This is a genomic window from Mesorhizobium sp. PUT5 (assembly GCF_052216645.1).
Taxonomy (GTDB): Bacteria; Pseudomonadota; Alphaproteobacteria; order Rhizobiales; family Rhizobiaceae; genus Mesorhizobium.
In genome coordinates this window covers 2,722,755-2,745,468 of record NZ_JBQOSO010000003.1, presented here as the reverse complement: position 1 = coordinate 2,745,468, position 22,714 = coordinate 2,722,755, and the positions used below count along the sequence as shown (strand labels likewise).

Annotated in this window: 27 protein-coding genes and 1 pseudogene; 21 read left to right on the top strand and 7 right to left on the bottom strand. The window is 64.6% G+C overall.

Translation table 11 applies throughout. From position 1 onward, the window contains the following. The first annotated feature begins 137 nt into the window (after positions 1-137). The 4 genes from ACTDI4_RS14950 (at position 138) to ACTDI4_RS14935 (ending at position 3,355) form a co-directional block, all read left to right on the top strand. Complete coding sequence (locus ACTDI4_RS14950) at positions 138-1,073, top strand: DUF2493 domain-containing protein (protein ID WP_442843363.1); 936 nt, start codon at positions 138-140, stop codon at positions 1,071-1,073. Between the two features lie 163 nt (positions 1,074-1,236). Further along, positions 1,237-1,653 carry a hypothetical protein gene (locus tag ACTDI4_RS14945; protein ID WP_442841897.1) on the top strand — a complete coding sequence of 139 codons (417 nt, stop codon included), beginning with the start codon at positions 1,237-1,239 and terminating at the stop codon, positions 1,651-1,653. A 702-nt stretch (positions 1,654-2,355) separates the two neighbouring features. Then, on the top strand, positions 2,356-2,757 hold the full coding sequence (locus tag ACTDI4_RS14940; protein ID WP_442841896.1) for a single-stranded DNA-binding protein: 402 nt from the start codon (positions 2,356-2,358) through the stop codon (positions 2,755-2,757). A 460-nt stretch (positions 2,758-3,217) separates the two neighbouring features. Beyond that, positions 3,218-3,355, top strand: coding sequence for a hypothetical protein (locus ACTDI4_RS14935; RefSeq protein ID WP_442841895.1), 138 nt, complete (start codon positions 3,218-3,220; stop codon positions 3,353-3,355). On the opposite strand, the gene ACTDI4_RS14930 is transcribed toward ACTDI4_RS14935, so the two are convergent. Further along, the gene (locus ACTDI4_RS14930) at positions 3,338-3,778 is read right to left on the bottom strand and encodes a MerR family transcriptional regulator (protein WP_442841894.1); all 441 of its coding nucleotides are present in this window, start codon (positions 3,776-3,778) and stop codon (positions 3,338-3,340) included. The genes ACTDI4_RS14935 and ACTDI4_RS14930 overlap by 18 nt on opposite strands. 175 nt (positions 3,779-3,953) lie before the next feature. Here ACTDI4_RS14930 and ACTDI4_RS14925 point away from each other — a divergent pair, with 175 nt between their 5' ends. Genes ACTDI4_RS14925 through merBA form a run of 4 tightly spaced genes read left to right on the top strand, consistent with a single transcriptional unit; the run spans position 3,954 to position 7,088 of the window. After that, positions 3,954-4,289, top strand: a complete 336-nt coding sequence (locus ACTDI4_RS14925) for a mercuric transporter MerT family protein (protein ID WP_442841893.1) — start codon at positions 3,954-3,956, stop codon at positions 4,287-4,289. 22 nt (positions 4,290-4,311) lie between these two features. After that, the gene (locus ACTDI4_RS14920) at positions 4,312-4,605 is read left to right on the top strand and encodes a heavy-metal-associated domain-containing protein (protein ID WP_442841892.1); all 294 of its coding nucleotides are present in this window, start codon (positions 4,312-4,314) and stop codon (positions 4,603-4,605) included. Beyond that, positions 4,606-4,854, top strand: coding sequence for a mercury transport protein (locus tag ACTDI4_RS14915; RefSeq protein WP_442841891.1), 249 nt, complete (start codon positions 4,606-4,608; stop codon positions 4,852-4,854). It begins immediately after the preceding gene. Beyond that, entirely contained in the window at positions 4,851-7,088 is a 2,238-nt protein-coding gene (gene merBA / locus ACTDI4_RS14910; RefSeq protein ID WP_442841890.1) for a bifunctional organomercurial lyase/mercury(II) reductase MerBA, read from the top strand. Before ACTDI4_RS14915 ends, merBA begins: the two co-directional genes overlap by 4 nt. A 12-nt stretch (positions 7,089-7,100) precedes the next feature. Here the strand turns inward: merBA and ACTDI4_RS14905 are convergent, their stop codons facing one another. Together ACTDI4_RS14905 and ACTDI4_RS14900 are read right to left on the bottom strand one after the other, a co-directional pair. Then, on the bottom strand, positions 7,101-7,475 hold the full coding sequence (locus ACTDI4_RS14905; RefSeq protein ID WP_442841889.1) for a hypothetical protein: 375 nt from the start codon (positions 7,473-7,475) through the stop codon (positions 7,101-7,103). Further along, on the bottom strand, positions 7,472-8,998 hold the full coding sequence (locus tag ACTDI4_RS14900; protein WP_442841888.1) for a hypothetical protein: 1,527 nt from the start codon (positions 8,996-8,998) through the stop codon (positions 7,472-7,474). Before ACTDI4_RS14900 ends, ACTDI4_RS14905 begins: the two co-directional genes overlap by 4 nt. 372 nt (positions 8,999-9,370) lie before the next feature. Here ACTDI4_RS14900 and ACTDI4_RS14895 point away from each other — a divergent pair, with 372 nt between their 5' ends. The 13 genes from ACTDI4_RS14895 to ACTDI4_RS14835 all read left to right on the top strand — a co-directional run bounded on the left by ACTDI4_RS14895 (position 9,371) and on the right by ACTDI4_RS14835 (position 18,522). Then, positions 9,371-9,733 carry a transcriptional regulator domain-containing protein gene (locus ACTDI4_RS14895; RefSeq protein WP_442843362.1) on the top strand — a complete coding sequence of 121 codons (363 nt, stop codon included), beginning with the start codon at positions 9,371-9,373 and terminating at the stop codon, positions 9,731-9,733. Between the two features lie 115 nt (positions 9,734-9,848). Continuing rightward, positions 9,849-10,295, top strand: coding sequence for a DUF2285 domain-containing protein (locus ACTDI4_RS14890; protein ID WP_442843361.1), 447 nt, complete (start codon positions 9,849-9,851; stop codon positions 10,293-10,295). 154 nt (positions 10,296-10,449) lie between these two features. Further along, a complete protein-coding gene (locus tag ACTDI4_RS14885; protein ID WP_442841887.1) occupies positions 10,450-10,719 on the top strand; it encodes a helix-turn-helix transcriptional regulator in 270 nt (89 codons plus the stop codon). Then, entirely contained in the window at positions 10,720-11,796 is a 1,077-nt protein-coding gene (locus ACTDI4_RS14880; protein ID WP_442841886.1) for a replication initiator protein A, read from the top strand. Then, a complete protein-coding gene (gene parA, locus ACTDI4_RS14875) occupies positions 11,793-12,446 on the top strand; it encodes a ParA family partition ATPase (RefSeq protein ID WP_442841885.1) in 654 nt (217 codons plus the stop codon). The genes ACTDI4_RS14880 and parA overlap by 4 nt, the downstream gene beginning before the upstream one ends. Next, the gene (locus ACTDI4_RS14870) at positions 12,443-13,198 is read left to right on the top strand and encodes a DNA-methyltransferase (protein ID WP_442841884.1); all 756 of its coding nucleotides are present in this window, start codon (positions 12,443-12,445) and stop codon (positions 13,196-13,198) included. Before parA ends, ACTDI4_RS14870 begins: the two co-directional genes overlap by 4 nt. Continuing rightward, positions 13,195-13,449 (top strand): hypothetical protein, encoded by a 255-nt coding sequence (locus ACTDI4_RS14865; protein WP_442841883.1) that lies wholly within the window; start codon positions 13,195-13,197, stop codon positions 13,447-13,449. The genes ACTDI4_RS14870 and ACTDI4_RS14865 overlap by 4 nt, the downstream gene beginning before the upstream one ends. Next, positions 13,446-13,964: a DUF2840 domain-containing protein gene (locus tag ACTDI4_RS14860; protein WP_442841882.1), complete on the top strand. Its 519-nt coding sequence runs from the start codon at positions 13,446-13,448 to the stop codon at positions 13,962-13,964. The genes ACTDI4_RS14865 and ACTDI4_RS14860 overlap by 4 nt, the downstream gene beginning before the upstream one ends. Then, a complete protein-coding gene (locus ACTDI4_RS14855) occupies positions 13,961-14,506 on the top strand; it encodes a S26 family signal peptidase (RefSeq protein ID WP_442841881.1) in 546 nt (181 codons plus the stop codon). Before ACTDI4_RS14860 ends, ACTDI4_RS14855 begins: the two co-directional genes overlap by 4 nt. 35 nt (positions 14,507-14,541) lie before the next feature. Continuing rightward, positions 14,542-14,877: a DUF736 domain-containing protein gene (locus ACTDI4_RS14850; RefSeq protein WP_442841880.1), complete on the top strand. Its 336-nt coding sequence runs from the start codon at positions 14,542-14,544 to the stop codon at positions 14,875-14,877. A gap of 4 nt (positions 14,878-14,881) precedes the next feature. After that, positions 14,882-15,793, top strand: a complete 912-nt coding sequence (locus ACTDI4_RS14845) for a lytic transglycosylase domain-containing protein (protein WP_442841879.1) — start codon at positions 14,882-14,884, stop codon at positions 15,791-15,793. A gap of 313 nt (positions 15,794-16,106) precedes the next feature. Continuing rightward, entirely contained in the window at positions 16,107-18,158 is a 2,052-nt protein-coding gene (locus tag ACTDI4_RS14840) for a relaxase/mobilization nuclease domain-containing protein (RefSeq protein ID WP_442841878.1), read from the top strand. Between the two features lie 163 nt (positions 18,159-18,321). After that, a complete protein-coding gene (locus tag ACTDI4_RS14835) occupies positions 18,322-18,522 on the top strand; it encodes a DUF2934 domain-containing protein (protein WP_442841877.1) in 201 nt (66 codons plus the stop codon). Positions 18,523-18,915: 393 nt separating this feature from the next. Here ACTDI4_RS14835 and ACTDI4_RS14830 read toward each other — a convergent pair. The 4 genes and pseudogenes from ACTDI4_RS14830 to ACTDI4_RS14815 form a co-directional block, all read right to left on the bottom strand. Continuing rightward, positions 18,916-19,256 (bottom strand): annotated as a pseudogene (locus ACTDI4_RS14830) (MgtC/SapB family protein); the annotation flags it as partial. 44 nt (positions 19,257-19,300) lie between these two features. Continuing rightward, positions 19,301-19,825: a cytochrome b gene (locus ACTDI4_RS14825; RefSeq protein ID WP_442841876.1), complete on the bottom strand. Its 525-nt coding sequence runs from the start codon at positions 19,823-19,825 to the stop codon at positions 19,301-19,303. Next, entirely contained in the window at positions 19,822-21,354 is a 1,533-nt protein-coding gene (locus ACTDI4_RS14820) for a thymidine phosphorylase family protein (RefSeq protein ID WP_442841875.1), read from the bottom strand. Before ACTDI4_RS14820 ends, ACTDI4_RS14825 begins: the two co-directional genes overlap by 4 nt. Next, on the bottom strand, positions 21,351-22,709 hold the full coding sequence (locus ACTDI4_RS14815) for an MBL fold metallo-hydrolase RNA specificity domain-containing protein (protein ID WP_442841874.1): 1,359 nt from the start codon (positions 22,707-22,709) through the stop codon (positions 21,351-21,353). Before ACTDI4_RS14815 ends, ACTDI4_RS14820 begins: the two co-directional genes overlap by 4 nt. Positions 22,710-22,714: the final 5 nt, after the last annotated feature.

Genomic DNA, 22,714 nt, shown 5'->3' with positions numbered 1-22,714 from the left:
AAATAGCCGGTCTTCGCCATCCAGCGCTTGAGGCTTGGCCCTCCGCTTCGCTGCGGGTGCAGGTCCGGGCCGCCCGACAGCTTTCGTCGCCTGCGAAGGCCGCGATGGGCGCGGTCGATCCGACAAGGGCGAACACCATGATGACCGAATACGACGATGCAGCTTTCGAGCCGCCGCACACCTCATCCCCCACCGATCACCTCCTCACCGAACTCCAGCTCTACGGCTACCGTCCGTTCGAGGATGAACCCGACCCAAGGCCGCTTCCCGAAGGCAATGCCGTCGCTGGCGCCGTCGCCGACATCTTCGACGCCCTGATCGCAACGCTCAGTGACACCCGTCTCGAACCCGACCTCGACGAACTGCTCTGGTCGACCGTCAATCTCTTCCACCGCGCCACCGCCCGAATCGAACGCGATCTGGACGATAACGAGCAGGCCCAGCGTCGCGGGCAGCAGGAGCAGGATGGCTCCGAGGTCAAGTCGGTCGAGCTGGAGCGCCTGACGGCAGAGGGGCAGACCTTCCTCGAGCGGCGCAACAGCATGGAACTCTTCCGAGATGTCGCCGCCGAGCAGTTCGAACGCCACACCGGATCGGCCTGGCGGCCGCGCTCCGGCTCGATGGTCAACCATCGCAATCTGACCTCGGCGATGATCGACAGCCGGGACTTCATCGCGGCCAAGCGTCGGGCGGAGAACGAGGTGATGCTGCCCGCTGGTCCCAAGGTCGCCTTCACCGGCGGTCTCGACTTCAACGACCATCGCCTGATCTGGACCAGGCTTGATCAGGTCCGCGCCAAGCACCCCGACATGGTGTTGCTGCACGGCGGGTCGCCCAAGGGCGCCGAGTTGATCGCGGCAAAATGGGCCGACAATCGCAAGGTTCCGCAAGTCGCTTTCAAACCCGACTGGACCAGGCACGCCAAGGCCGCGCCCTTCAAGCGCAACGACGCCATGCTCGATGTCCTGCCGGTCGGCGTCATCGTCTTTCCCGGCACCGGCATCCAGGAGAACCTTGCGGACAAGGCCCGCAAGCTCGGCATCCCGGTGATGAAGTTCGACGGCGGCGCTTAATGCGCCGCCGCCCGGCGGCTGGTTCAGCCGCCACTACTTGACGGAGAGCCGCATTCGGCTCAAATAAAACAACCTTGCAAAACCGGCTTAGAAGCACAGTCGCAGGCGGAGCGTATCTCCCGGCAGCCTGTCGCGATCCTCAACCGTTCATGCGGAGGCTTCCATGACGCTCATCCTGCTTGCCATTTCTTTTTCAATCGCGCTCTGCGTGATCGCCTATAACTTCGCCATATATGCCTTGCCCTTCATGGTCGGCCTGACGGCGTTCCAATTTGCCCATGGAGCCGGTGCCGGGTTCCTGATGTCGGGTTTCGCCGCCATCGGAGCGGCCCTGTTTTCGGTCGGACTCGTCATTGCCGTGCTCGGCTTTGCGAAGAACCCGGCTTTGCGGTTCATCGCGCTCGCCATCTTCGCCGTGCCAGCCGCCATCGCTGGATATGCGCTCGTTTACGGCGTCACGAAAAATGCCATTGACTCGACCATTGCCCTCAATTTGCTCGGTGGCGCAGGCGGCCTGTTCATCGGCATTGCCGCCATGCTCAATCTCAACGCTCTAGGGACGGAAGTTCTCTCGCGCTGACCTCAATAGCCCCCGCGTAGCCGCTTCCCTGAATGTTCGCGACGGCGGCAAACACGCGCGGGCATCCCGGCTCCCGTTCGGAAGCGGAGATCGCAGCGCCAGATCAATAGCGTTCGTCACTCGCGGTCTGCTTGGCCAGGAAGGGGAAGATCGCCCGTCGCGGACGACCTTCGGCCGCAGACAGGATCATTGCCCTGCTGGCGGGTTCCCTTGCGCCGTGATGGCCGGAGGGCGGGAACCACGCTCCTTCTCGCATGCCGGCGTCAGCAGCCGGCGATCGAAGGCAATGCGGCACCTTTCACCTTCTCCCTGACAGCTTCAGCCGCCTTGGACAACCCTGCCATCCATGAAGGCGAAGCGCAGGCCGCGCAAGGGTGAAGCAAATCCCGTTGCCGCAGGCGGCGCAGTTCCGGTGCCCTGTCTCGATGGTGTGTGCCGGCAAGGACGAAGGTTCCGCTGATCGCCACGATTGGCTCCGCCGAAGGACATATCCCTCCGACTGACTGATCCCCTAAGCCCGTTCGGTTTCCGCCAGCAACCCCCGTGGCTCCGGACCGAGTTGGCGCGAAGCGCCTGCCCGCACCACTCCGGGCCGTGGGGGTCAAGCCGCCGCTGAAGCGTCGATGCGGGCGTCTCCCGACGGGACTTGGCCGGGTCTCATCGGAGGGACGGTCCCTCGGACAGAAGCAACGGAGACATCAAATGCAGAACATCGTCATTCTCGCCGGCAACATCGGCCAGGACCCCGAAACCCGCACCACCCAGGGCGGCACCAGCATCACCCACTTCACGCTGGCCACCTCGCGACCCCGCTATTCGGACGGCAAGGTTGTCCGGGACGAGAACGGCTATCGGGTTCAGGATACCGAATGGCACCGCATCACCGCCTTCAACGGCCTCGGCAAGACGATCCAGCAGTATTGCGAGAAGGGCATGAAGGTTCTGGTCCGCGGCCGCATCCACTACACCAAATGGACCGACCAGCAGGGCAACGACCGCTACGGCTGCGAGATCATCGCCGAGACGGTTGATTTCCTCAGCCGGGCCAAGCAGACAGAGAGCCAAGACGGCAAGTTCATCGACGACGATGACATCCCGTTCTGAGCGGGAGCCAGAGAGCCCGGCGGCGCAAGCCGCCGGGCTTCTTTCATGTTCGCGGGAATCGCGGGCACTCCAAGTTCGCACGCATCCCTAAAGCCGGCGGCCATGGTCGCCCATCAGTCTCAGGACGCCGGGACGTAGCCAAGGTGGCGGTCATGTCCGCAGCGGGCATCCACCGGCATCCGCTCCGACACGATGAAGAGGGATCTCATCAGGAGGCATCGGCATCTCCGGCAGGCATCCACGAGACATTTCCAGCTCCGGCGAGCAGGCAACCACCCCGCTCTTTGAGTCGCTACCTTGGTTTCAATCACGGCCTTCCACGATCAACCCATAAAGGGTCCGCTACGCGAGCGTGCGGCCGCTCCGGCTTCGCCTGCACGGTGATCGCGGCCATGACCAAAACACTTCGGGCGCCTGTCGAGCGGGGAATGGTCTCCGCCACCAAGACAGGAGCCGGAAAATGTCCTTCGCAGATGCCCACGCCTTCGCCTTCAGCCTTGCCGCCACCCTGATGGTTTCCATCGTCATCTTCCGCGCCGGTGACGGCACGATCGGCGTTTATCTGAACAGTCAAGCTGTCTCACAGGCATTTCGCTGAGCTCGCCGGCTCTCGGAACAGCGTCTCGATCAGCGGACATTCCCGTCGATTGCCGTCAGCGCATTGGGCCACCACGTCCTTCAGCACTCGCTCCATGCGTTTCAGGTCGGCGATCTTTTCACGCACATCGTTGAGATGCGCGGCGGCAACGGCGCTTGCCTCGGCGCAGGGCTGGTCGCGCTCGTCGACGAGGCGCAGCAGTTCACGGACTTCATCGAGGGAGAAGCCGAGCTCACGCGCCCGCAAGACGAAGCGAAGCCGTCGTTCGTGGGTGCTATCGTAGCTGCGATAGCCGCTCGCCGTGCGCGGCGGCTCCGGCAGGAGGCCGACCTTCTCGTAATAGCGGACCGTCTCCAGATTGCACCCCGTGCGCTGTGCGAGTTCGGCGCGCTTGAGGCCTTTCACGCCAGCGTGATCGCGCATCCAAAAATACCCCTTGACCCTGTAGTTGCTACAGACCGCACATTAGCGCTTGGATAGGTCTTCGACAAGAAGCGCGAGGTCGAACATGAATGCATCGCGACACGGACCAGCAGACGTTGCACCGACGGCGGCAAACCTGACAACGCCAGAGCGAAGCGAGGCTGGGCGACAACGCTTGGTCGCCGCCGGCGGCATACTCGGCGCTATCGCCGCTTCGTCCTGCTGTATCATTCCGCTCGTCCTGTTCAGCCTCGGCATCGGCGGCGCCTGGATCGGCAATCTGACGGCGCTTGCGCCCTACAAGCCTGTGTTCGTCGCCGGAACGGCGGGCGTGCTCGGCTACGGCTTCTACCTTGTCTACTGGAAGCCGAGGCAGGCCTGCGCCGATGGCGCCGCCTGCACGCGCCCGGTCCCCAGCCGCCTCGTTCAGATCGCGCTCTGGTTCGCGACCGTACTCGTCGTCGCGGCTTTCGCCTTCGACTACGTCGCCCCGCTGCTGCTTCGCACTTGAGACCAAGAGGAGATCCGCCCCCATGAAGAAGAGTTTGAGCGCTTTCACTTTGATCGCGTCGGTGATGACTGCGCCTGCTGCCTTCGCCGCCGAACGCACTGTGACGTTTGCGATCGACAACATGACCTGCGCCTCGTGCCCCTACATCGTGAAGACCACGATGGCGGCAATCCCCGGTGTCGCAAAGGTGACCGTCTCCTTCGAGGCGAAGTCCGCGACCGTGACCTTCGACGACGCTAAGACGAGCACCGATGCCATTGCAGCCGCCAGCATGAATGCTGGTTATCCGGCCCACCCGACGCAGCAGGGCAGCTAGATGACTGATCGCGCCGTAATCCGCGCAGGTGCCGTTGGCGCCGTGCTTGCCGCGATCTGCTGCGCGGCGTCGCTCCTCGCCGTCGGCCTACCTCTGGCGGGTCTTGGCATATGGCTGACAGGTGTAGGTGCAGTGGTGCTGCCCCTGATGGTCGCGGGCTTCGGCTTCGTCGCGTGGGGCCTCCATCATCGCCGGGCAAGAGCCACGGCCGATAAGACGAAGATTCGCAAGGAAGGCGTGAAGCCATGAACGATTGCTGTGCATCCTCCTCCCGAGACAAACCGGCCGTTTCTCAGCTCGCGACACTGGCGAGTTTTGCCGTTCGACCGGGCGTAACGTTTCCCGATTGGTCGGTGGTCACGTCGCCTGTGGTCAAGAACGCTCTGCAGGCGATGGTCGGATCCGAGCACGTGCTCAATCGCTGGAGCGGTTACGATCCCGTCACCGACAGGGTGCGTGTTGCGTTGCTCCGACACTACGCCGACCACGGGCGTGCCCCGGCCATAGGCGCGCTTGCGGAGCATACAGAACTAAGTGAGATGGCCATCCGGCCACTGCTCGACGAGCTCCACCGGCGCGACCTCGTCGTTCTCGATCGCGAGCGGATCGTCGGCGCTTATCCCTTCAGCGATCATAACACCGGCCATCGGGTCACGCTGGGCGGACGCACGCTGAATGCAATGTGCGCGGTGGACGCCCTCGGCATCGGTGCCATGACCGATCATGACACCGCGATCACCTCGCAGTGCCGCCATTGCTGCGCGCCGATCCGGATCACCACGCGGGACCGAGGGCGGGCAATCACCGACGTCGAGCCGCAGTCGGCCGTCATGTGGCAAAGCGTCCGATATGAAGGCGGCTGCGCCGCGAGCTCGCTCTGCGCGACCACTACCTTTTTCTGCTCGGACGAGCATCTTTCAGCTTGGCGCGACGAACGCTCCGCCGACGAGCCGGGTTTCCGGCTGTCGATCGAGGAAGGGCTGGAAGCCGGCCGTGCCATGTTCGGGCCCAGCCTCGCTGGTCTCGATGTGGCATCGAAGAGCCCGGTGGTCGTCAACCGACCCCTCCGCGCCAATGGCCGCAATGGAGGTGCCTACGATCTCGTCGTGATCGGCGCTGGCTCGGCCGGCTTCTCGGCCTCGATCACGGCCGCCGATCAGGGCGCCCAGGTAGCGCTCATCGGCAGCGGCACAATCGGCGGCACCTGCGTTAATGTCGGCTGCGTGCCGTCGAAGACGCTGATCCGTGCCGCTGAGACGCTTCACAACGCTCGCGTGGCGGCCCGTTTTGCCGGCATCACGGCGACGGCCGAACTGACGGACTGGCGCGGAACCGTTCGTCAGAAGGATGCCCTCGTTTCCGAACTGCGCCAGGCCAAGTACGTCGATCTGCTCCCGGCCTATAACGGCATTGCTTATCGCGATGGAGCGGCGCGCCTCGTTGACGGCGGTGTCGCGGTGAGCGGCACACACCTTCTCGCCGGCAAGATCATCATTGCCAGCGGTGCGCGGCCGGCGGTGCCTTCCATTCCTGGCATTGGGACTGTGCCGTATCTCACCAGCACGACCGCGCTCGACCTTGAAGCACTGCCACGCTCGCTGCTCGTGATCGGCGGCGGCTACATCGGCGCGGAACTCGCTCAGATGTTCGCTCGTGCCGGCGTCAAGGTGACCCTGGTCTGCCGGTCTCGCCTGCTCCCCGAGGCCGAGCCCGAGATCGGCGCGGCGCTCACGGGGTATTTCGAGGACGAAGGCATCACCGTTATCTCCGGCATCGCTTACCGCGCGATCTGCAAAACCGATGGCGGAGCGTCACTGACCGTCACGCGTGACGGTCAGGATGTCCAGATCGACGCCGATCAGGTGCTGATCACCACGGGGCGTACACCCAACATCGAAGGTCTCGGGCTCGCCGAGCACGGCATTGCCGTCTCGCCCAAGGGCGGCATCGTCGTCGATGAACACATGCGCACGACCCGAGCCGACGTCTATGCCGCCGGCGACGTCACCGGCCGCGACCAGTTCGTCTACATGGCCGCCTATGGCGCCAAGCTCGCCGCCAAGAACGCCCTCAATGGCGACAGCCTACGCTACGACAACAGCGCCATGCCCGCTATCGTCTTCACCGATCCGCAGGTGGCAAGCGTAGGTCTCAGCGAGGCGGCGGCGCGTGCTGCCGGGCACGAGATCCGCGTTTCGACGATCGGTCTCGACCAGGTGCCCCGCGCACTCGCCGCCCGCGACACTCGTGGGCTTATCAAGCTCGTGGCCGATGCTGCTGGCGGTCGTTTGCTCGGCGCCCACATCCTTGCGCCGGAAGGCGCCGACAGCATTCAGACCGCAGCTCTGGCGATCCGCCAGGGTCTAAGCGTCGATGACCTCGCGGACACGATCTTTCCTTACCTCACCACGGTCGAGGGGCTGAAGCTCGCAGCACTTTCGTTCGGCAAGGACATCGCCAAACTTTCCTGCTGCGCCGGGTGAGTACAATCGGCGTCAACTGCGTTTCCTGTCGATGATCGGTATGACGTCGGCGGTGCGGTTATCACACCGCCGTTCCATAAGCTGGCACAGCGCGCGGACTTGACGATGCTGGGCAAGCACGGTTTCGGCGGCGCGCCGCTCCCGTTCGACCCGGGCCGTCCCAGCCAACTGATCCGTCGCGTTGCGCCGGGCTCTGGGCTTGGCAACTGCATGGCGGAAGGCCTCCAACACCTTGGAAGCGCGGTTCGCGGTCGCGCGACTGACACCTGCCTCGATGGCCAGATTGACAACCGTAAGCCTGCCATCAGCCACGCGGGGGCACCCATCAAGGAGGCGCCCCATCGCCTCACGAAGCGCCTGCTCCGTGGCTGTACTGACCGGCTTCATGATGTGCGTTCCTTCAACGGCGCGATAAGCCTGCGTTTTCGCTCGTTATCCGAGCGTAGGGCCTCACGTTGCAGCGGGGAGAGACGCTTGTCGGCGAGAAGATCCTCCGCCTGTGCGATCGAGGCTTCCCAGGGTGGAAGATGTCGCTCGACCAGGCAGGCATTGGGGCACCGGTCAGGAGCGCAGCGCGACAGAACTGGCGCCGAGGCTGAAGGTATTTCGGCTTCCCGTAGACAGAGCGCGGTCGAAGGGTCGAAGAAGCAATCGTTCAGATATCCGACATGCAGCGTGCGCGCCAAATGCGCCAACATCGCCTTTAGGCGCTTACGATCGGCCAGTTGGCCTGGAAGGGGGTCGAGTTCGCGACCGACCCGCTCCAGTTCGGCCCCGATACGTCTGCTGGCCGGATCGCCGGGCCGGCGTCCTCGTCGTTGATTTTCGAAGTAGTCGATGATGTCGTCGAGTTGCCCGAGAGCCAGCTCCTGCTCGACCTCCTGCCTGAAGCCGGATGTGGAAGAGCCGGCGTAGCCGTCGAACATGGCCACGGAAGCATGTTTGTACTGGATCTTGCCGGCGACGACCCCGAAGGGCCGGTTTGCTATGTACCAAGCCAACGTCCGCCTGAACTGGCGGGTATTGAAGCGCCAGACGTCTTCTCCCACTCGGGGGATCGCAGGGCTATCGTCTGCGCCATATCGTTCATCAAGGTGTTCGCGGAACCGGTTGATCTTCTTGGCGATAAGGATCGGCGTTTCGGCATTGTTCGTCTCGCGGTCATCAAGGGCAAGCCAAAGCCGCTCTGTTCCTGCGCTTTGCCGGGATCGTTCCGAGAGACGTTCGGCAACCCTGATCGCCTGGACGGCGGGTTCGATGGTGATCCATTCGACCTGGTCGCCGCGAGCCCCGCGGTCCTTCCAGGTCACGCCCTCTATCGCCAACCGTTCCGGTTGCCCATCCCGGCCGAGACTGCGTTTCAGGCAACCGGCTTGCAGCGACTGCACCTCGCCGTCGCGCATTCCCGTCAGATAGCTACATACGATGTAGGCGGCCGTTTGCAGATGCCTTTCTTCCCGCGCCAGGCTGATGGTATCGAAGCGCTCCCGCCACGGCCGGCCAGTGTCGGGGTCGGGGGAGATCGGCGTGTCCATCCCGCCGACCTCGAATCCAAGTTCATCAGCAGCACGGTGAATCATCGACAACAATGCCGGGTCTTTAAAGACCGTCGTTAGATGCAGTCCGCACTGCATGGTCACGAACTTCAGATTGATGACATTGCCATTGAACTTGCCATCCCGTGACAGCCTACCGGTCACCCCTCCGATCGAAAGAGGCTTTTCCCAGACGGGAATGCCTCGTCCTTCGCGGCCACGCTTTTCGATCCAGGATTCGAGCATGACTGCGGGCCGCGTGTGGCGGCGGCGCGAACGAGCCGCGAAGCGGGCGCTCAGCGCATCTTCTTCAGCTCGCGCGGCCAAAATATCTTCGGCAAAGTGCCTTATATATTTGAGAGACCACCGCAGCATTGGGCCGATCACAGCCTCCGATATGCGCGCGGTCCGATTCTCCGCACCGCGTGTGCCCTGGCCGGTTGCCCGATAAACCGGCCGGCCGCGGGGACGGGCTCGAGCCCGCCCCGGCGGGAAAATCGCATCGCCTCACCTCAAGCGAAGAGGGATGTCGTCGACGTTGATCCTGTGCTGCGAACGTCACAGCGGTAAGACAGAACGCAGAGTCAGGATAAGAGCGTGATGCCCTCCGCCGAATATGACGGCGACGACGACACCATCATCAACGAGATCGACCCATTCGCCTGAGCCTGACGGGGCCATTGGCCCCCGCTGCCTTTGCGGCAGCATTCTTCGGGCGTCAGCCGTCATCGCAAAATCACGCAAACAATGTTAATAAGAAATATACCAATATTGATTGAGTTTCCAGATCAACATATCGGCTTACGCTGTCTTCAAATAATAGATCATGACGTCCAACCTCTTTATTCGGGCAATGCTTTGCATCGCCCGGAATCGAGAGGTAACGCCATGCTGAGCATCGATTGGCGTTTGCCGGCGGCCTACGACCATACAAAGATCATTCCCGCTGCCGGCTTCGCTTGGGACTATCTCCGCCGCGACGAAGACTATCATCGCGACTTCGCACGGATCAGACGCATCAGGAGACCGGCCGCACGGTCCTTGGCGATCTTTTCGCAGCGCTGGGGGTTGCGATTTCCCACGCGACCCAAACGTCCTGCCGGATCGTGAATCGCTGTTCTGGCTTCCGAGCCTTCAGCCGGAGGCCCTGCTTCTGGCCGTGACGCCGGAAGCCGGCACCGATGCGGCTGCGCCAGTCGCGTTGATCGCTCTTGACGGGCTCGATCTGCGCCATGCCGATGACGGCTGGCATGGCATCTGGCAGGTAGACGGCACCACACATCAATTCTGGCTGACCGAAGCGCCGCCCGACATGGCGGCCGATTTCGTCGTTACCTTGCCCCTCGACGCGCTGTTCGAGCTGCGCGCCCACGCGGCGCGGCGTTTCTGGCGGGCGCTCAACGGTCGCAATCCCGGCCACGCCTTCCGTGCGATGCCGGACCAGCTCCGGCAGTTTCATATCCTCTCGCTCCGCGCGCTCGACGCGCATCTGCGCGGCGAAAGCTACCGGACCATCGCGGAAGTGCTGCTCGGCTTTCACGGTGCCAAGGAAGATTGGGAAATCGACCCGCGCAAGAACCAGAGTCGCCGCCTTGTCGCCCATGGTCTGCGCATGATGCACGGCGGCTATCGCATCCTGCTTCACTATCCGGTCAAGCTGCGCCGCCGATAGGCGCACCTCATACGGCCTTTGCACCGATCAGGGGTGCCGCCAGAGCATACCCGCAAATGCGGCACGCTACCGGGCGTCGATCCTTCGCCATGGTTCGCCATAGCCCGCTGTCGCCACCCGACAGCCGCCCCAATGACGAACCAGAGGTGATCACATGCCCGACCTGACGGCGGAGTTGCCGCCACGACTCCTGCGCACGCCCGAAGCCGCGCGTTTCCTTGGAATCTCGCTTCGCACCCTTGAGAAGCATCGCACCTACGGCACAGGGCCGGTCTATCGCAAGATCGGCGGCCGCGTCGTCTATGCCGTTGAAGACCTGCAAGCCTGGTCGGCACTCGGCGCGCGTAAATCTCCGAGTGACAAGGACGCCGGTCGTGTGTTCCCGGCACGTCGCCTGACGCCGGCCGAGCGGAGCGGCCGCTAGATGCTGCGCGACGACAACCATCACCGCGAGCATCCGCCCGAGGCCAGCGAACGAACCCGCCTCGATCCCTTCGTGGTCGCAACCGGCGACGCCCCGCCGCGCGACCAGCGCGACCTGATGGAGCGGCCGTTTTTCTCACTGGCGAAGACGCCGCGCACGAAGCCGATCCTTTACAAAGCCGCCGATGTCGAGGTGCAGGTGCTCGGCATGCCCGAGCATGGCATGGCGACGATATGGGACGCCGACGTGCTCATCTGGGCCGCCTCGCAGATAGTCGAGGCCGAAAACCATGGGCTGCGAACCTCACGCTTCATCCGCTTCACGCCCTACCAACTTCTGCGCGGCATCGGCCGTCCGACCGGCAACCGGCAATATCTGCTGCTGAAAGCAGCGCTCACCCGCCTGCAGTCGACCGTCATCGCCACCACGATCCGCAATGGCGCGCATTGGCGGCGTCGGCAGTTCTCCTGGATCAACGAATGGGAAGAGACGACGCGCGCGGGCCGCGTCGAGGGCATGGAGTTCGTCCTGCCCGAGTGGTTCTACAACGGCGTCATCGACCGCTCGCTGGTGTTGACCATCGACCCGGCCTACTTCCGGCTGACCGGCGGCATCGAACGCTGGCTCTATCGCGTCGCCCGCAAGCACGCCGGTCGCCAGCATCACGGGAGGCTGTTCGAGGTTGCGCACCTTCACGCCAAGTCCGGCAGCCTCGCGCGCATTTCCGATTTCGCGCTCGACCTGCGCCGCATCGCCGCCCGCCAGCCGCTGCCCGGATACCGCCTTCTGATCGAACGCGAGGATCGCCGCGAGCTGCTGCGCATCCGCCCCGACCAACAATTCACAGTGCCTGTGGACAAAGGTGTGAATGGCATCGGCACATCAGGCGCAAAGGGTATCGGCACATCAGGCGCAGGACTATCGGCACATCAGGCGCACGAACCACAGTTAAGCCTCTGGCCTATAACGCTGAATCCGACTGCTAACTTAGAATCTAACAGAGAATCTAACTCTTCTTCTTTGACGCGCGCGCGTGCGACCCATGGTGCCGGTGCCGCCCGGAGGGGCGAGCCATGATCGTCGCGTTCCTCAATCAGAAGGGCGGTGTCGGCAAGACCACGTTAGCGCTGCATCTCGCCGGTGAATGGGCGCGACGCGGCAACCGCGTCACGTTGATCGACGCCGATCCGCAAGGGTCCGCGCTCGACTGGTCGCAGCAGCGGGCGCGTGAGGGAAGCCCGCGCCTGTTTGGCGTCGTCGGCCTGGCCCGCGATACGCTGCACCATGAGGCGCCCGAGCTAGCGCGCGATGCCGATTATGTCGTCATCGACGGGCCGCCGCGGGTCGCCGGTCTCATGCGCTCGGCGCTGCTCGCCGCCGACCTGGTGCTGATCCCGGTGCAGCCGTCACCGTTCGATGGATGGGCCTCGGCCGAGATGCTGGCGCTTCTCCGCGAAGCCCGCATCTACCGGCCCCAGCTCGCAGCCCGCTTCGTGCTGAACCGCTGCGCTACCCGCACCATCATCGCCCGCGAGACGGCCGAGACGCTGGCAGACCACGATCCGCCGGTGCTCGCCACGACCATCGGCCAGCGCGTCGTCTTCGCCGATGCCGCGCAGTCTGGCCGGCTCGCCTCCGAGATCGACGAAGACAGCCCGGCCGCGCGCGAGATCGTGGCGCTGGCCGCCGAGATCGACCGCCTGCGCATCGGGAGGGCCGCGCCATGACAGTCCTCACCGATACGATCCTAGCCGGCGACTGCCGCGCGCTCATGCCCGCGCACGGCCCATTCGATATGATCCTCGCCGATCCACCCTATGGTGACACCTCGCTCGCCTGGGACCGGCGCGTCGACGGCTGGCTGCCGCTGGCGCTCGCCGCGCTGAAATCCTCCGGCTCCCTCTGGGTGTTCGGTTCGCTTCGCAGCTTCATGGCGACGGCCGATCAGTTCGCCGCCGCTGACCTCAAGTACGCGCAGGAAGTTATCTGGGAAAAGCAGAACGGCAGCAGTTTTCATGCTGATCGCTTCAAGCGCGTGCATGAGCTGGCCGCACAGTTCTACCGCGTCGACACTCCGTGGAGCGCCGTCTTCAACGTGGTGCAGACGACGCCGGACGCGACCGCGCGCGCGGTGCGGCGCAAGCGCCGCCCGCCGCACACCGGCCATATCGACGCTGGCCACTATCTCAGCGAGGACGGCGGGCCGCGCCTCATGCGCTCGGTCATCTATGCCCGCAACTGCCACGGCCGCGCCATCCACCCGACCGAGAAGCCGTCCGCGCTTCTGGAAATCCTGATCCGCACGAGCTGCCCGGAAGGCGGCCTGGTCGGCGACTGGTTCGCCGGATCGGGCGCGGCCGGGGAAGCCTGCCGGCTCTCCGGCCGCCGCTATCTCGGCTGCGAGATCGACGCCGATATGGCCGAGTTGGCGCGGGCGCGTATCGCCGCCGTGCTGCCGTTCGACGGAGGCGCATCATGACCGGCCGCACCGGCAAGCGCGGCTTCGCGTCCCGTCCCACCGATCCCGAACACTGGATCAAGGCCGCCGATACGCCACCCGGTCGCGCCGAGGCGGCCGCGAATTTTACCGCCCGGCTGACCGTCGACATCACGCCCGAGATGCGCGGTCGCATCAAGGTCGCCGCCTTCCGGCGCGGCCAGACCGTCACCGACATGTTGCGCGACCTGCTCGCCCGCGAATTCCCGCCCACCGAAGGAGACACCCCATGACCGGCAATGCGGCCCGCCGCATGCGCGGCCGTCCGTTGCCGGACGGGCCTGCGCCTTTCACCACATTGGTCGAGCTGACCTGGCAGCAGAAGAAGATCGAGCATTGGATCAGGTTCGGCAACAAGAGCTACGAACAGATCCTCGACCGGCGCCGCAGCATCGTCGGCTTCCCGCCGAACTGCATCTTCGCCTTTGTTCGCTGGGCCTCCAACGACTTCGGCACGATCATCTCGCGCATCGACATCGTCCGCGCCATCGGCCGCGGCGAGCCTTTCCAGACGCTGCCCTTCGTGCGGCCCGGCGGCGACATCCTGTTGCGGCTCGATAGCTGGCCAAAGGTCGAGAAGGCGTTGCACGCGATCGACGCCGTGGAAGCCCTCGGCCTCGATCCAGCCGACGTGGCACCGGAGCACTGGCGGCACGTCCACAACCGTCTGACCGCCGGCCACGAGCTGCGCGCCTACTCGCCCGAGCAGCACGCCGCCTGGATCAAGCGGCGGAGGATCGCACCATGACCCGGTTCGGCTACGTCATGGTGACGTATTTCGTGACGATGGGCGTCGCCATCGCCGCCTTCATCCCGACGCCGACGAAGCTGATCTGGAACGCCAGCGCGAGCGCACCGATCGGATTCTACACGGTGCAGCCGGCCAGCCGGCTCGAGGTGCCGGAACTGGTCGCCGTCGATCCGCCCGAACCGCTGACGCGCTTCATGGCGGAGCGCGGCTACATCGCGCGGGGCGTACCTCTGCTCAAGCGCGTCCTCGGCCTGCCGGGACAGCGGGTTTGTCGTTCCGGGCGCACGATCACCGTCGATCACGTCGAGATGGGGGACGCTCTCGACCGCGACCGGATCGGCCGCGATCTGCCCGTCTGGCAGGGCTGCCGCGTGATCGCCGACGGCGAAATCTTCCTCATGAATTGGGAGGTCCGCGACAGCCTGGACGGCCGTTACTTCGGACCCATCCCCGCAAGTTCCGTCATCGGTCGGGCGACACCGCTCTGGACCGATGAGGAAGGCAACGGCCGCTACGAGTGGCGCGCGCCGACGCACTGAAACCCACCACCAAACTCAACCACAGGAGGCTTTCCATGGCACAGATCGGTCAGTTCACCGCCGAGAACTCTGGCTTCGTCGGGCGTGTTCATACGCTCACCCTCTACCGGGAAATCACCATCGTCCCGGCAGAACCATCGGACGCCGAGAACGCGCCGCAGTATCGTGTCCACCATGGCGCGGAAGACGGCCCGGAGATCGGCGCGGGCTGGAAGGAGGTCGGCGAGAAGGCCGGCGACTATGTTTCAGTGCTGATCGACGATCCGGCCTTGCCGACGCCGATCCGCGCCAACCTCTTCCAGAACGGCAACGACAAGACGGCCTGGTCACTGCATTGGAACCGCCCGAAACCCCGCGCCGGACGGGACTGAGGCCATGCGGTATCGCGTCATCCTCGCGTTCAAAAGCCTCATCCCTTTGTTCGCGGAAAAGCCGTCTCATCCCTTCGTCCCGCTCGGTGATCTGATGGCCGGCGCGCGCAGCGAAGGTCAGGGGCGGCCATCGGCCGGCGCTTCGCGCGCACCCTTGACCGCAGCGAGCACGCTGGCAGGCTGGCGTCGAAGCGGAGAAGGATCGCATGCGTTCATAGCGATCCTTCTCTTATCCGGCTTCGCGTTCATGCTCGCATCGCCCGCCGCGACCATGGCGCAGAGCGCGCCAGTCGCGCAGCCGATCGCGAGCCAACCCTATGCCGCCCATATCGCCGAGGCGTCGCAGCGCTTCGGCATTCCGACGGCATGGATCAGGGCAGTCCTGCGCGCCGAGAGCGCAGGCGATGTGCGCGCGATTTCGTCAGCCGGGGCGTTGGGCTTGATGCAGGTCATGCCCGACACCTGGGCCGCGCTGCGCATCCGCTATCGTCTCGGCCGCGATCCCTACGATCCACGCGACAACATTCTCGCAGGCACCGCCTATCTGCGCGAGATGTATGATCGCTACGGCAATGTCGACGCGATGCTGGCCGCCTATAATGCTGGTCCCGGTCGCTATGACGAGCATCTGGCGACGGGCCGCGCATTGCCGGCCGAGACGCGGGCCTATGTCGCGGTGATCGCTCCTCAGATCGACGGCGGCGAGATCACTGGCCCCGTCATGGTCGCTGCCGCCGATCCCAATGCCTGGAGGCAGGCGCCGCTCTTCGTGGCGCGTTCGGTCGACGGCCGCGCTGCCGAATCCATGCAGCCACGCGACGGTTCAACGGCTGTTCCGGTGCGCGATGTCACCGCCATCGCGCCGCAATCGAACGGCCTGTTCGTCGCGTCGGCCAGCACCGGAGAACCGCAATGATGACGGCGTGCTGGTGCGCGGCGGCGTGCATTCCGGTGTGCAGGAGGAAGGCGCAGGGTTCGGTTCAAGGGTCGGCAGGAGGGGCGGAAGGAGCAGGAAGGGCGGAGGGCAAGATAAAGGAAACCGGCACCATCTCGGCCCGGTTTCTGAAATTGTTGTTGTCTGCACACTGGTTAGGGTCGCCCGACGCGGCACCCCAATTTTTCGGGCATAGTGCCGGTCATTCTCTCAACGCCTTGGCTTTGCTGGCTTTCCAGCGGCACCATAGCCCGAAATCAGGAATTTCGGGGTGTTTCTGGCCGGAAGCACGACCATGAGCGCCGACGACGAGGACCGCTTCCGGCCGAAGCCCGGCCGTATCCGCTCCGATGCCCGAGGCGGCGCCCAGACCAAGAGCTTCTTCACCAAGGTCAGGAAGATTGCCCGGCAACAGAGCACCGTCCGATCGCGCCCGTCGACGTGGGGCAACGCCGGCGCCCCTGCAAAGAGCGGCACACGATCCAGCACCGCTGGCGGGCCTGGTGTCCGGCGCGGGCGCGGCGCCGCCTTCGTGCAATTCCGAAACCTCTCCGGCGGCTGGCGTCACAGCCAGCCCGGTAGCCGGCGCGTCGTCGTCAAAACCCGCTACGTCCAGAACGCCGGCCGGAGCGGCAAGGGCGCCGCCCATCTGCGCTACATCCAGCGCGATGGCACCTCGCGCGACGGCGAGCGCGGCCAGCTCTATTCGGCGACCGAAGATCGCGCCGATGGCGATGCCTTCCTCGATCGCAGCAAGGACGACCCCCGCCAGTTTCGCTTCATCGTCTCACCGGAGGACGGCACCGATCTGAGCGACCTGACCGCCCATACCCGCGACCTCATGAGCCAGGTCGAAGTCGACCTCGGCACGAAGCTCGATTGGGTGGCGGTCAACCACTTCAACACCGGCCATCCCCATGTGCATGTCATCATTCGCGGCCGCGACGACTTGGGCAAGAATCTGGTCATCAACGGCGACTATCTCGCCAACGGTATCCGCGAGCGCGCGAGCGAGTTGACGACGCTGGAACTCGGCCCCGTCACCGAGATCGAGCAGCGCCGCAAGCTCTCGGCCGAAATCGACCAGGACCGCTTCACCCGGATCGACCGTGCGATGACCGGGGAAGCAGAGGACAGGTTCCTCGACCTGCGCCACAAACCAGCCGATCCCGGCGGTCAGTTCGACCGGACGCTCCGGCTGCGTCGGCTCGACAAGCTGGAGCAGATGGGCGTTGCCACCGAGCACGCGCCGGGCGTCTGGGAACTGAGCGAACGGCTGGAACCGACCTTGCGCGAGCTGGGCGAGCGCGGCGACATCATCCGCTCCATGCACAACGCGCTCCGGGCCGATGGCCATGACCGCGACCCGATGACCTTCCGCATCCATGAGGCCGCGCCCGAGACACCGATCGTTGGCCGCGTCGTCGACAAATATCTGTCGGACGAGCTGGGCGAGAATCTCACCGTCGTCATCGACGGCATAGACGGGCAGACGCACCATGTCGCCGGCATCGAGCAATCGAAGCTGGAGGACGCGGGGATCGGCAGCGTCGTCGAGATTGGCCCGGCCGACACGGCAGGCCGCCCCTCGGATCGCGCCATTGCCGATATCGCCGAAGACGGCATCTACCGACCGAGCCGGCATCTGGAACAGGCGAAGTTCGAAGGCCGCGTGCCGGGCGGCGACGATGAGGGTTTCGTGGATGCTCATGTCCGCCGGCTGGAGGCGTTGCGCCGCGCCGGCATAGTCGAGCGGATAGACGCGAACCAATGGCGCATCCCCGACGATTTCGAGAGCAAGGCGGCGACCTATGACGCTGGCCGCAACCGGCAGGCCAATATCCGCATCCTCTCGACCTTCGATCTGGAAAAGCAGATCGGGGCGGATGGCGCCACCTGGCTCGATCGCCGGCTGATCGCTGGCGGCGCCTCCGATCTTGCGCCGGCTGGCTTCGGGCAGGAGGTGCAACAGGCGATTGATCGTCGCCGCGAGCATCTGATCGAACAGGGCGACGCCACCCGTCAGCGGAACGGCCGCGTCTTCTACCGCCGCAATCTTCTCGTCACCCTGCGCGAACGCGAGGTTGTCCGCGCCGGCGCCGAGGTTGCGGCGACCAAGTCCATGGCGTTTCGCGCGGCCGCAGACGGCGAGTCCGTCAGCGGCAAGTTCACCGGGACCTTGCAGCTATCGAGCGGCAAGTTCGCCATCGTCGAGAAGAGCCACGAGTTCACTCTTGTCCCCTGGCGGTCGGTTATTGACCGGCAACTCGGCCAGGAGGTCATGGGCGCTGTGCAGGGCGGATCGGTGTCGTGGCAGTTGGACCGAAAAAAGGGATTGGGATTGTGAACCCCCAAGACGCTGCACACGGATCTGCGCGATGCGAGGAAGGCGTTCTTCCTAAACTATGGAGTTTGGGTGCCAGCTTTAACCTGGATCAATGACTTCCTGCCGCGCGGACTGGATTCTGGCTCGCCTGAACCCTGTCCCACAATAGATGGAGATAACCCCAATGAGCGCAGAGCAGGAAGTGCTGGCCGACGAGTCGGTCCGGTTGAAGATCGAGCGTCGCGCATATGAGATCTGGGTGAGCGAAGGCAGCCCTAACGGTTGCGAGCTCGACCATTGGCTGCGGGCCGAAGCGGAGGTTGCGTCGGCAGAACCCGAAGGCGAACCCGCTCCCAAGAGCGCCGCACAGAAGAAGACCTCATAGTTTTCGAACCGTTGGCATCGAGAGGATCTCCATGGAAGAGCATATTAGACGTGAGCTTGGTATCCTCTGGTCTTGTTCTGCGTCGACGGGTGGCGGATTTGGGCACGAGCGATCCCGGATGGGGCGCTTGGCTACGATCAGGGCGGCTCGATCGAACTCGATGGACAAAGAGGGCGCTTGGTGAGAGCCCTCGAACCATTTCTCCGGCGGACACGGTTGCGTACTTCTCAATGGAGATTGCACTCCGTCCCGAGATTCGCACCTATAGCGGCGGGCTTGGCGTCCTGGCAGGCGAGACGGCCCGCTCGGCGGCTGATCTGAACCTCCCGATGGTCTTTGTAACCTTGATCAGTCGGGAAGGTTATGTTCGTCAGGAGCTGAGCGCCGGTGGCGGGCAGCCCCGCCGGCGGCGGCACGCTGATCTCCGACTGCGGCAAGGGCGCCCAGCGCGAACATGCCGAGAGCCGCGACGGTCCCGGTCACGCTGTAGTCCTCATCTCGGGAGGATTCGCGTGCCTTGTACCATGCGAAGACGGCAGTGAAGCCAAGGAAACCAGCGATCAGGATCGAGGGCGCATCAAGGCTGGCGCTGAGCGCTGCGAGAAGGCCGCCCAATAGTCCCGAAATCCCATATGTGCGGATGCCGGCAGTCGCACGCCGTCCGGTGTTTCACGCTCACGCCAGCCGCGTTCCAGGCCGACGAGCAGGCCAAGTCGAGGGATCAGCGAGTCCATAGCCTAAACCATGTCGAACGGACCGGCGTTGTGTGGGAGCGGGGTCATGACGCGCGCCTGATCATTCTGAGCAGCACATCGTCGCGTCGATAGATGTGATGCCAAAGGGCCGCCGCGACGTGGGCCAAAGCGACTGCCAGAAGCGCCCAGCTCAGCAAGCTGTGAAGAGGTGCGAACCTGAAGCTCAGATACATCGCGGCCGTGCCCGTGACCGGCAAGGCGATGATAAGTCCGTAGAGCATCGTGTGTATCGCCACAGCCGCCCATCGCTCAAGCCTTGCTGAGCCTTCGGGAGGTGGGGGCGTCCCATGCGTGAGGCGTAGCACGAGTTGCGCAATCGCGAAAAATAGGATGAGCCATCCGCTCCACGCGTGGACCTCGTGCAGAAAAAGATCGATCGGCTTCGGCTTGAAGAAAAGATGGGCCATGTGCGTGCGCTGGATCGCCCAGGAGGTGGGCACTTGGACCAAGCACAGGATAAGAACAGCCCAATGCATCAGCCGCCGGCCGATGCTGAACTCCGCCGCTTGCCGGAAGCTTCTTCTAAACGCGCCGAACCACCGCTTCACGGTTCGATCTCAACGATATCGCCGGACCGCGCAGCGTATTCCAGCGCATAGGCGAGCTCGCCTTTGGTCTCGGCGTGGACGTGCAGCATCGGCTGACTCTTGTCGATCTCCTGGCCGAGCCGAACCTCCATGTGAATGCCCGCGGCCTTGGCTTGAGGCGCCCCGGCAAGCTTGGCGAGCCGGGCCAGTTTGCGATTGTCGATATGGACGATCCGTCCGCCGCGCGGTGCATCCAGAGGATGGATGTTGGCGGCGACGGGCGGCGTGCGCATGCCGCCTTGCACTTCGCAGATCGCCTCGAACTTCTTCCAGGCCCGCCCATCGGCGAGGGTTTCAAGCGCTACGGCTGCGCCTTCCCCCTTCCCGGCCTTCCCGCCGATCTCCAGGGCAGCGCCGGCGAGTGTCGCGGAACGCCTGCGCAAATCGTCCGGTGCGTCGCTCACGTTTTGAAGAACTGCAAGAACATCAAGGGCCTCGAGGGCTGGCCCGATACCCCGGCCGACCGGCTGCGATCCATCGGTCTGGAGACATGTGGCGGTCAGGCCGAAACGAGCCGCGACCGCGGTCATGCGCTCGGCGAGGTGACGGGCAGCTTCCTCGGTGCGGACCTTGGCGGTCGGACCGACCGGGATATCCAGAACGACATGGGTAGAGCCGGCGGCGATCTTCTTCGACAGCACGGAGGCGATGAGTTGGCCTTCGGTATCGACGTCGAGCTCCCGCTCGACGCGCACGAAGATGTCGTCGGCAGGGCTCAGATGAACCGCGCCGCCCCAGGCGATGCAGCCACCTTCGGCCTCGACCACGCGTCTCAGGGTCGCGATATCGAGGTCTACTGGGGCGAGCGTCTCCATCGTGTCGGCCGTGCCCGCCGGCGAGGTGATTGCGCGGGACGACGTCTTGGGCATGATGAGGCCGTGCGCTGCGACGATCGCGACGACAATCGGGGTGGTTCGATTGCCCGGCAGCCCGCCGATGCAGTGCTTGTCTACGACGATCGGCGCATCCCAGCGCAAGCGGTCGCCGACCTCGACCATGGCGCCCGTCAGGTCGGCTGTCTCATCCTCGTCAAGAGGCAGGGCGGCGCTCGCCGTCAGGAAGGCGGCGAGATGCACATCGGTGTAGCGGCCGGCGACAACGTCTTTGACGATTGCCGCGAAAGCGGACGCATTAAGGCGATTGCCGTAGATGCGCCGGCGCACGCTTGCCAGCGATTCGAGCGCGGGGGCATGCGTGACCTCAACGGCCTCGCCGTCCGCGACGCCAAGGATCGCCCAGGCGGTCTCCGAGAGCGCGACCTCGTCGAGCGAGATCAACTCGTCGCCCTCGACCTGGAAGAGGGTTGCCTGCACCTCTCGGCCGCCGCACGAGACGAGAACCTGCGAGCGTGCGGCAAGACCCTCCGAACGGCAGACATGGCAGTCGGTGCGCATGATCACGACCGCCTGATGCTGTGTGTGCATGCGCAGACGCTTTGCGCGGAGCGTCGGCTGTGTAGGGCCGTCAGGCCGTTCGAGGGCTACGGTCATAGATCGAACACCTGATCCTGGCGTGGAACGGTGGCGTTCCATCCCAGATCTTTATCGATGCGGATGCGAAGCGCCTCGGCGGCCTCATCCTCACCATGCACGATGAACACGCGCGACGGACCGTGACGGAAGCCGGAGAGCCAGCGCATCAACTCGTGGGCATCTGCGTGAGCGGAGAGCATAGACAGGTCGTCGACCTCCGCGCGGACGGGAATCCATTGGCCGTGGATTTTGATCTCGCTTGCGCCCTGCAACATGGCGCGCCCGCGCGTTCCTGCGGCCTGGAAGCCGGAAAACAGGATCGTGTTCTTCTGTTCGGGCGCGAAAGCCCTGAGGTGATGGAGCACGCGGCCGCCGGTCGCCATGCCGCTCGCCGAGATCACCACTTTGGGATACGGGCTCGCCGTGATCGCCTTGGAGCCTTCAACATCCCTCGTATATGTGGCGATCCCGCAGATCGCATTGCAGACCTTCGGCGGCAGGCGATGATCGGCGCGATGGGCATGAAGCAGGTCGGTCGCGTCGATCGCCATCGGGCTGTCGAGATAGACCGGGATGTTCGAAAGCCGGCCGGCGGTCTTCAGCTTCCACAGGTGAAAAAGCAGCGACTGCGCTCGGCCGACGGCGAAGGCCGGGATCACGACGGTGCCGCCGCGCTGGACCGTGCGGTCGATGACAATGCCGAGGCGTTCGGTGGTGTCACCCGGCTCGTGGATGCGGTTTCCATAGGTGGATTCGATGACGATATAGTCGGCTTCCGGGACGGGTTCGGGATCGGGCATCACCGGATCGCCGTAGCGTCCAAGATCGCCGGAGAAGGCGATGCGACGCCCGGCCCATTCTATGTCGGCGGTCGCGGCGCCCAGGATGTGCCCGGCATGGCGGAACATCAGCGTCGCGCCGCCGGGAAGCTGAACGAGCTTCCCAAAGGGAACGGCTGACAAGAACTCCAGCGCGCGTTCAGCATCACGAATCCCGTAGAGCGGCAAAGCGGGCTTGTGCTTCGAGAAACCCTTGCGGTTCGCGTACTCCGCGTCTTTCTCCTGTAGGTGGCCACTATCCTTGAGGATCAGCTCGGCTACGTCGCTTGTGGCGCCGGTGGCGAAGATGCGGCCGCGAAAGCCGTCACGCACGAGCTTGGGCAGATAGCCGGAATGGTCGAGATGGGCGTGGGTCAGTACGACGGCGTCGATGCTGGCGGGCTCGACCGGTAAAGGTGCCCAGTTCAGCTCGCGCAGGTTCTTGAGGCCCTGGAACAGGCCGCAGTCGATCAGGATGTGTTTTCCATCATGAGTCAGGAGATGTTTCGAGCCGGTGACGGTGCCGGCACCGCCGAGAAAGGTCAGTGTGAGCATGGCGG

Bases quoted from the DNA above. Each gene is read 5' to 3' on its own strand.
- ACTDI4_RS14950 (WP_442843363.1), top strand. From the start codon at position 138: ATGATGACCGAATACGACGATGCAGCTTTCGAGCCGCCGCACACCTCA.
- ACTDI4_RS14945 (WP_442841897.1), top strand. From the start codon at position 1,237: ATGACGCTCATCCTGCTTGCCATTTCTTTTTCAATCGCGCTCTGCGTG.
- ACTDI4_RS14940 (WP_442841896.1), top strand. From the start codon at position 2,356: ATGCAGAACATCGTCATTCTCGCCGGCAACATCGGCCAGGACCCCGAA.
- ACTDI4_RS14935 (WP_442841895.1), top strand. From the start codon at position 3,218: ATGTCCTTCGCAGATGCCCACGCCTTCGCCTTCAGCCTTGCCGCCACC.
- ACTDI4_RS14930 (WP_442841894.1), bottom strand. From the start codon at position 3,778: ATGCGCGATCACGCTGGCGTGAAAGGCCTCAAGCGCGCCGAACTCGCA.
- ACTDI4_RS14920 (WP_442841892.1), top strand. From the start codon at position 4,312: ATGAAGAAGAGTTTGAGCGCTTTCACTTTGATCGCGTCGGTGATGACT.
- ACTDI4_RS14915 (WP_442841891.1), top strand. From the start codon at position 4,606: ATGACTGATCGCGCCGTAATCCGCGCAGGTGCCGTTGGCGCCGTGCTT.
- merBA (WP_442841890.1), top strand. From the start codon at position 4,851: ATGAACGATTGCTGTGCATCCTCCTCCCGAGACAAACCGGCCGTTTCT.
- ACTDI4_RS14905 (WP_442841889.1), bottom strand. From the start codon at position 7,475: ATGAAGCCGGTCAGTACAGCCACGGAGCAGGCGCTTCGTGAGGCGATG.
- ACTDI4_RS14900 (WP_442841888.1), bottom strand. From the start codon at position 8,998: ATGCTGCGGTGGTCTCTCAAATATATAAGGCACTTTGCCGAAGATATT.
- ACTDI4_RS14895 (WP_442843362.1), top strand. From the start codon at position 9,371: ATGTTAATAAGAAATATACCAATATTGATTGAGTTTCCAGATCAACAT.
- ACTDI4_RS14885 (WP_442841887.1), top strand. From the start codon at position 10,450: ATGCCCGACCTGACGGCGGAGTTGCCGCCACGACTCCTGCGCACGCCC.
- ACTDI4_RS14880 (WP_442841886.1), top strand. From the start codon at position 10,720: ATGCTGCGCGACGACAACCATCACCGCGAGCATCCGCCCGAGGCCAGC.
- parA (WP_442841885.1), top strand. From the start codon at position 11,793: ATGATCGTCGCGTTCCTCAATCAGAAGGGCGGTGTCGGCAAGACCACG.
- ACTDI4_RS14870 (WP_442841884.1), top strand. From the start codon at position 12,443: ATGACAGTCCTCACCGATACGATCCTAGCCGGCGACTGCCGCGCGCTC.
- ACTDI4_RS14865 (WP_442841883.1), top strand. From the start codon at position 13,195: ATGACCGGCCGCACCGGCAAGCGCGGCTTCGCGTCCCGTCCCACCGAT.
- ACTDI4_RS14860 (WP_442841882.1), top strand. From the start codon at position 13,446: ATGACCGGCAATGCGGCCCGCCGCATGCGCGGCCGTCCGTTGCCGGAC.
- ACTDI4_RS14855 (WP_442841881.1), top strand. From the start codon at position 13,961: ATGACCCGGTTCGGCTACGTCATGGTGACGTATTTCGTGACGATGGGC.
- ACTDI4_RS14850 (WP_442841880.1), top strand. From the start codon at position 14,542: ATGGCACAGATCGGTCAGTTCACCGCCGAGAACTCTGGCTTCGTCGGG.
- ACTDI4_RS14845 (WP_442841879.1), top strand. From the start codon at position 14,882: ATGCGGTATCGCGTCATCCTCGCGTTCAAAAGCCTCATCCCTTTGTTC.
- ACTDI4_RS14840 (WP_442841878.1), top strand. From the start codon at position 16,107: ATGAGCGCCGACGACGAGGACCGCTTCCGGCCGAAGCCCGGCCGTATC.
- ACTDI4_RS14835 (WP_442841877.1), top strand. From the start codon at position 18,322: ATGAGCGCAGAGCAGGAAGTGCTGGCCGACGAGTCGGTCCGGTTGAAG.
- ACTDI4_RS14820 (WP_442841875.1), bottom strand. From the start codon at position 21,354: ATGACCGTAGCCCTCGAACGGCCTGACGGCCCTACACAGCCGACGCTC.
- ACTDI4_RS14815 (WP_442841874.1), bottom strand. From the start codon at position 22,709: ATGCTCACACTGACCTTTCTCGGCGGTGCCGGCACCGTCACCGGCTCG.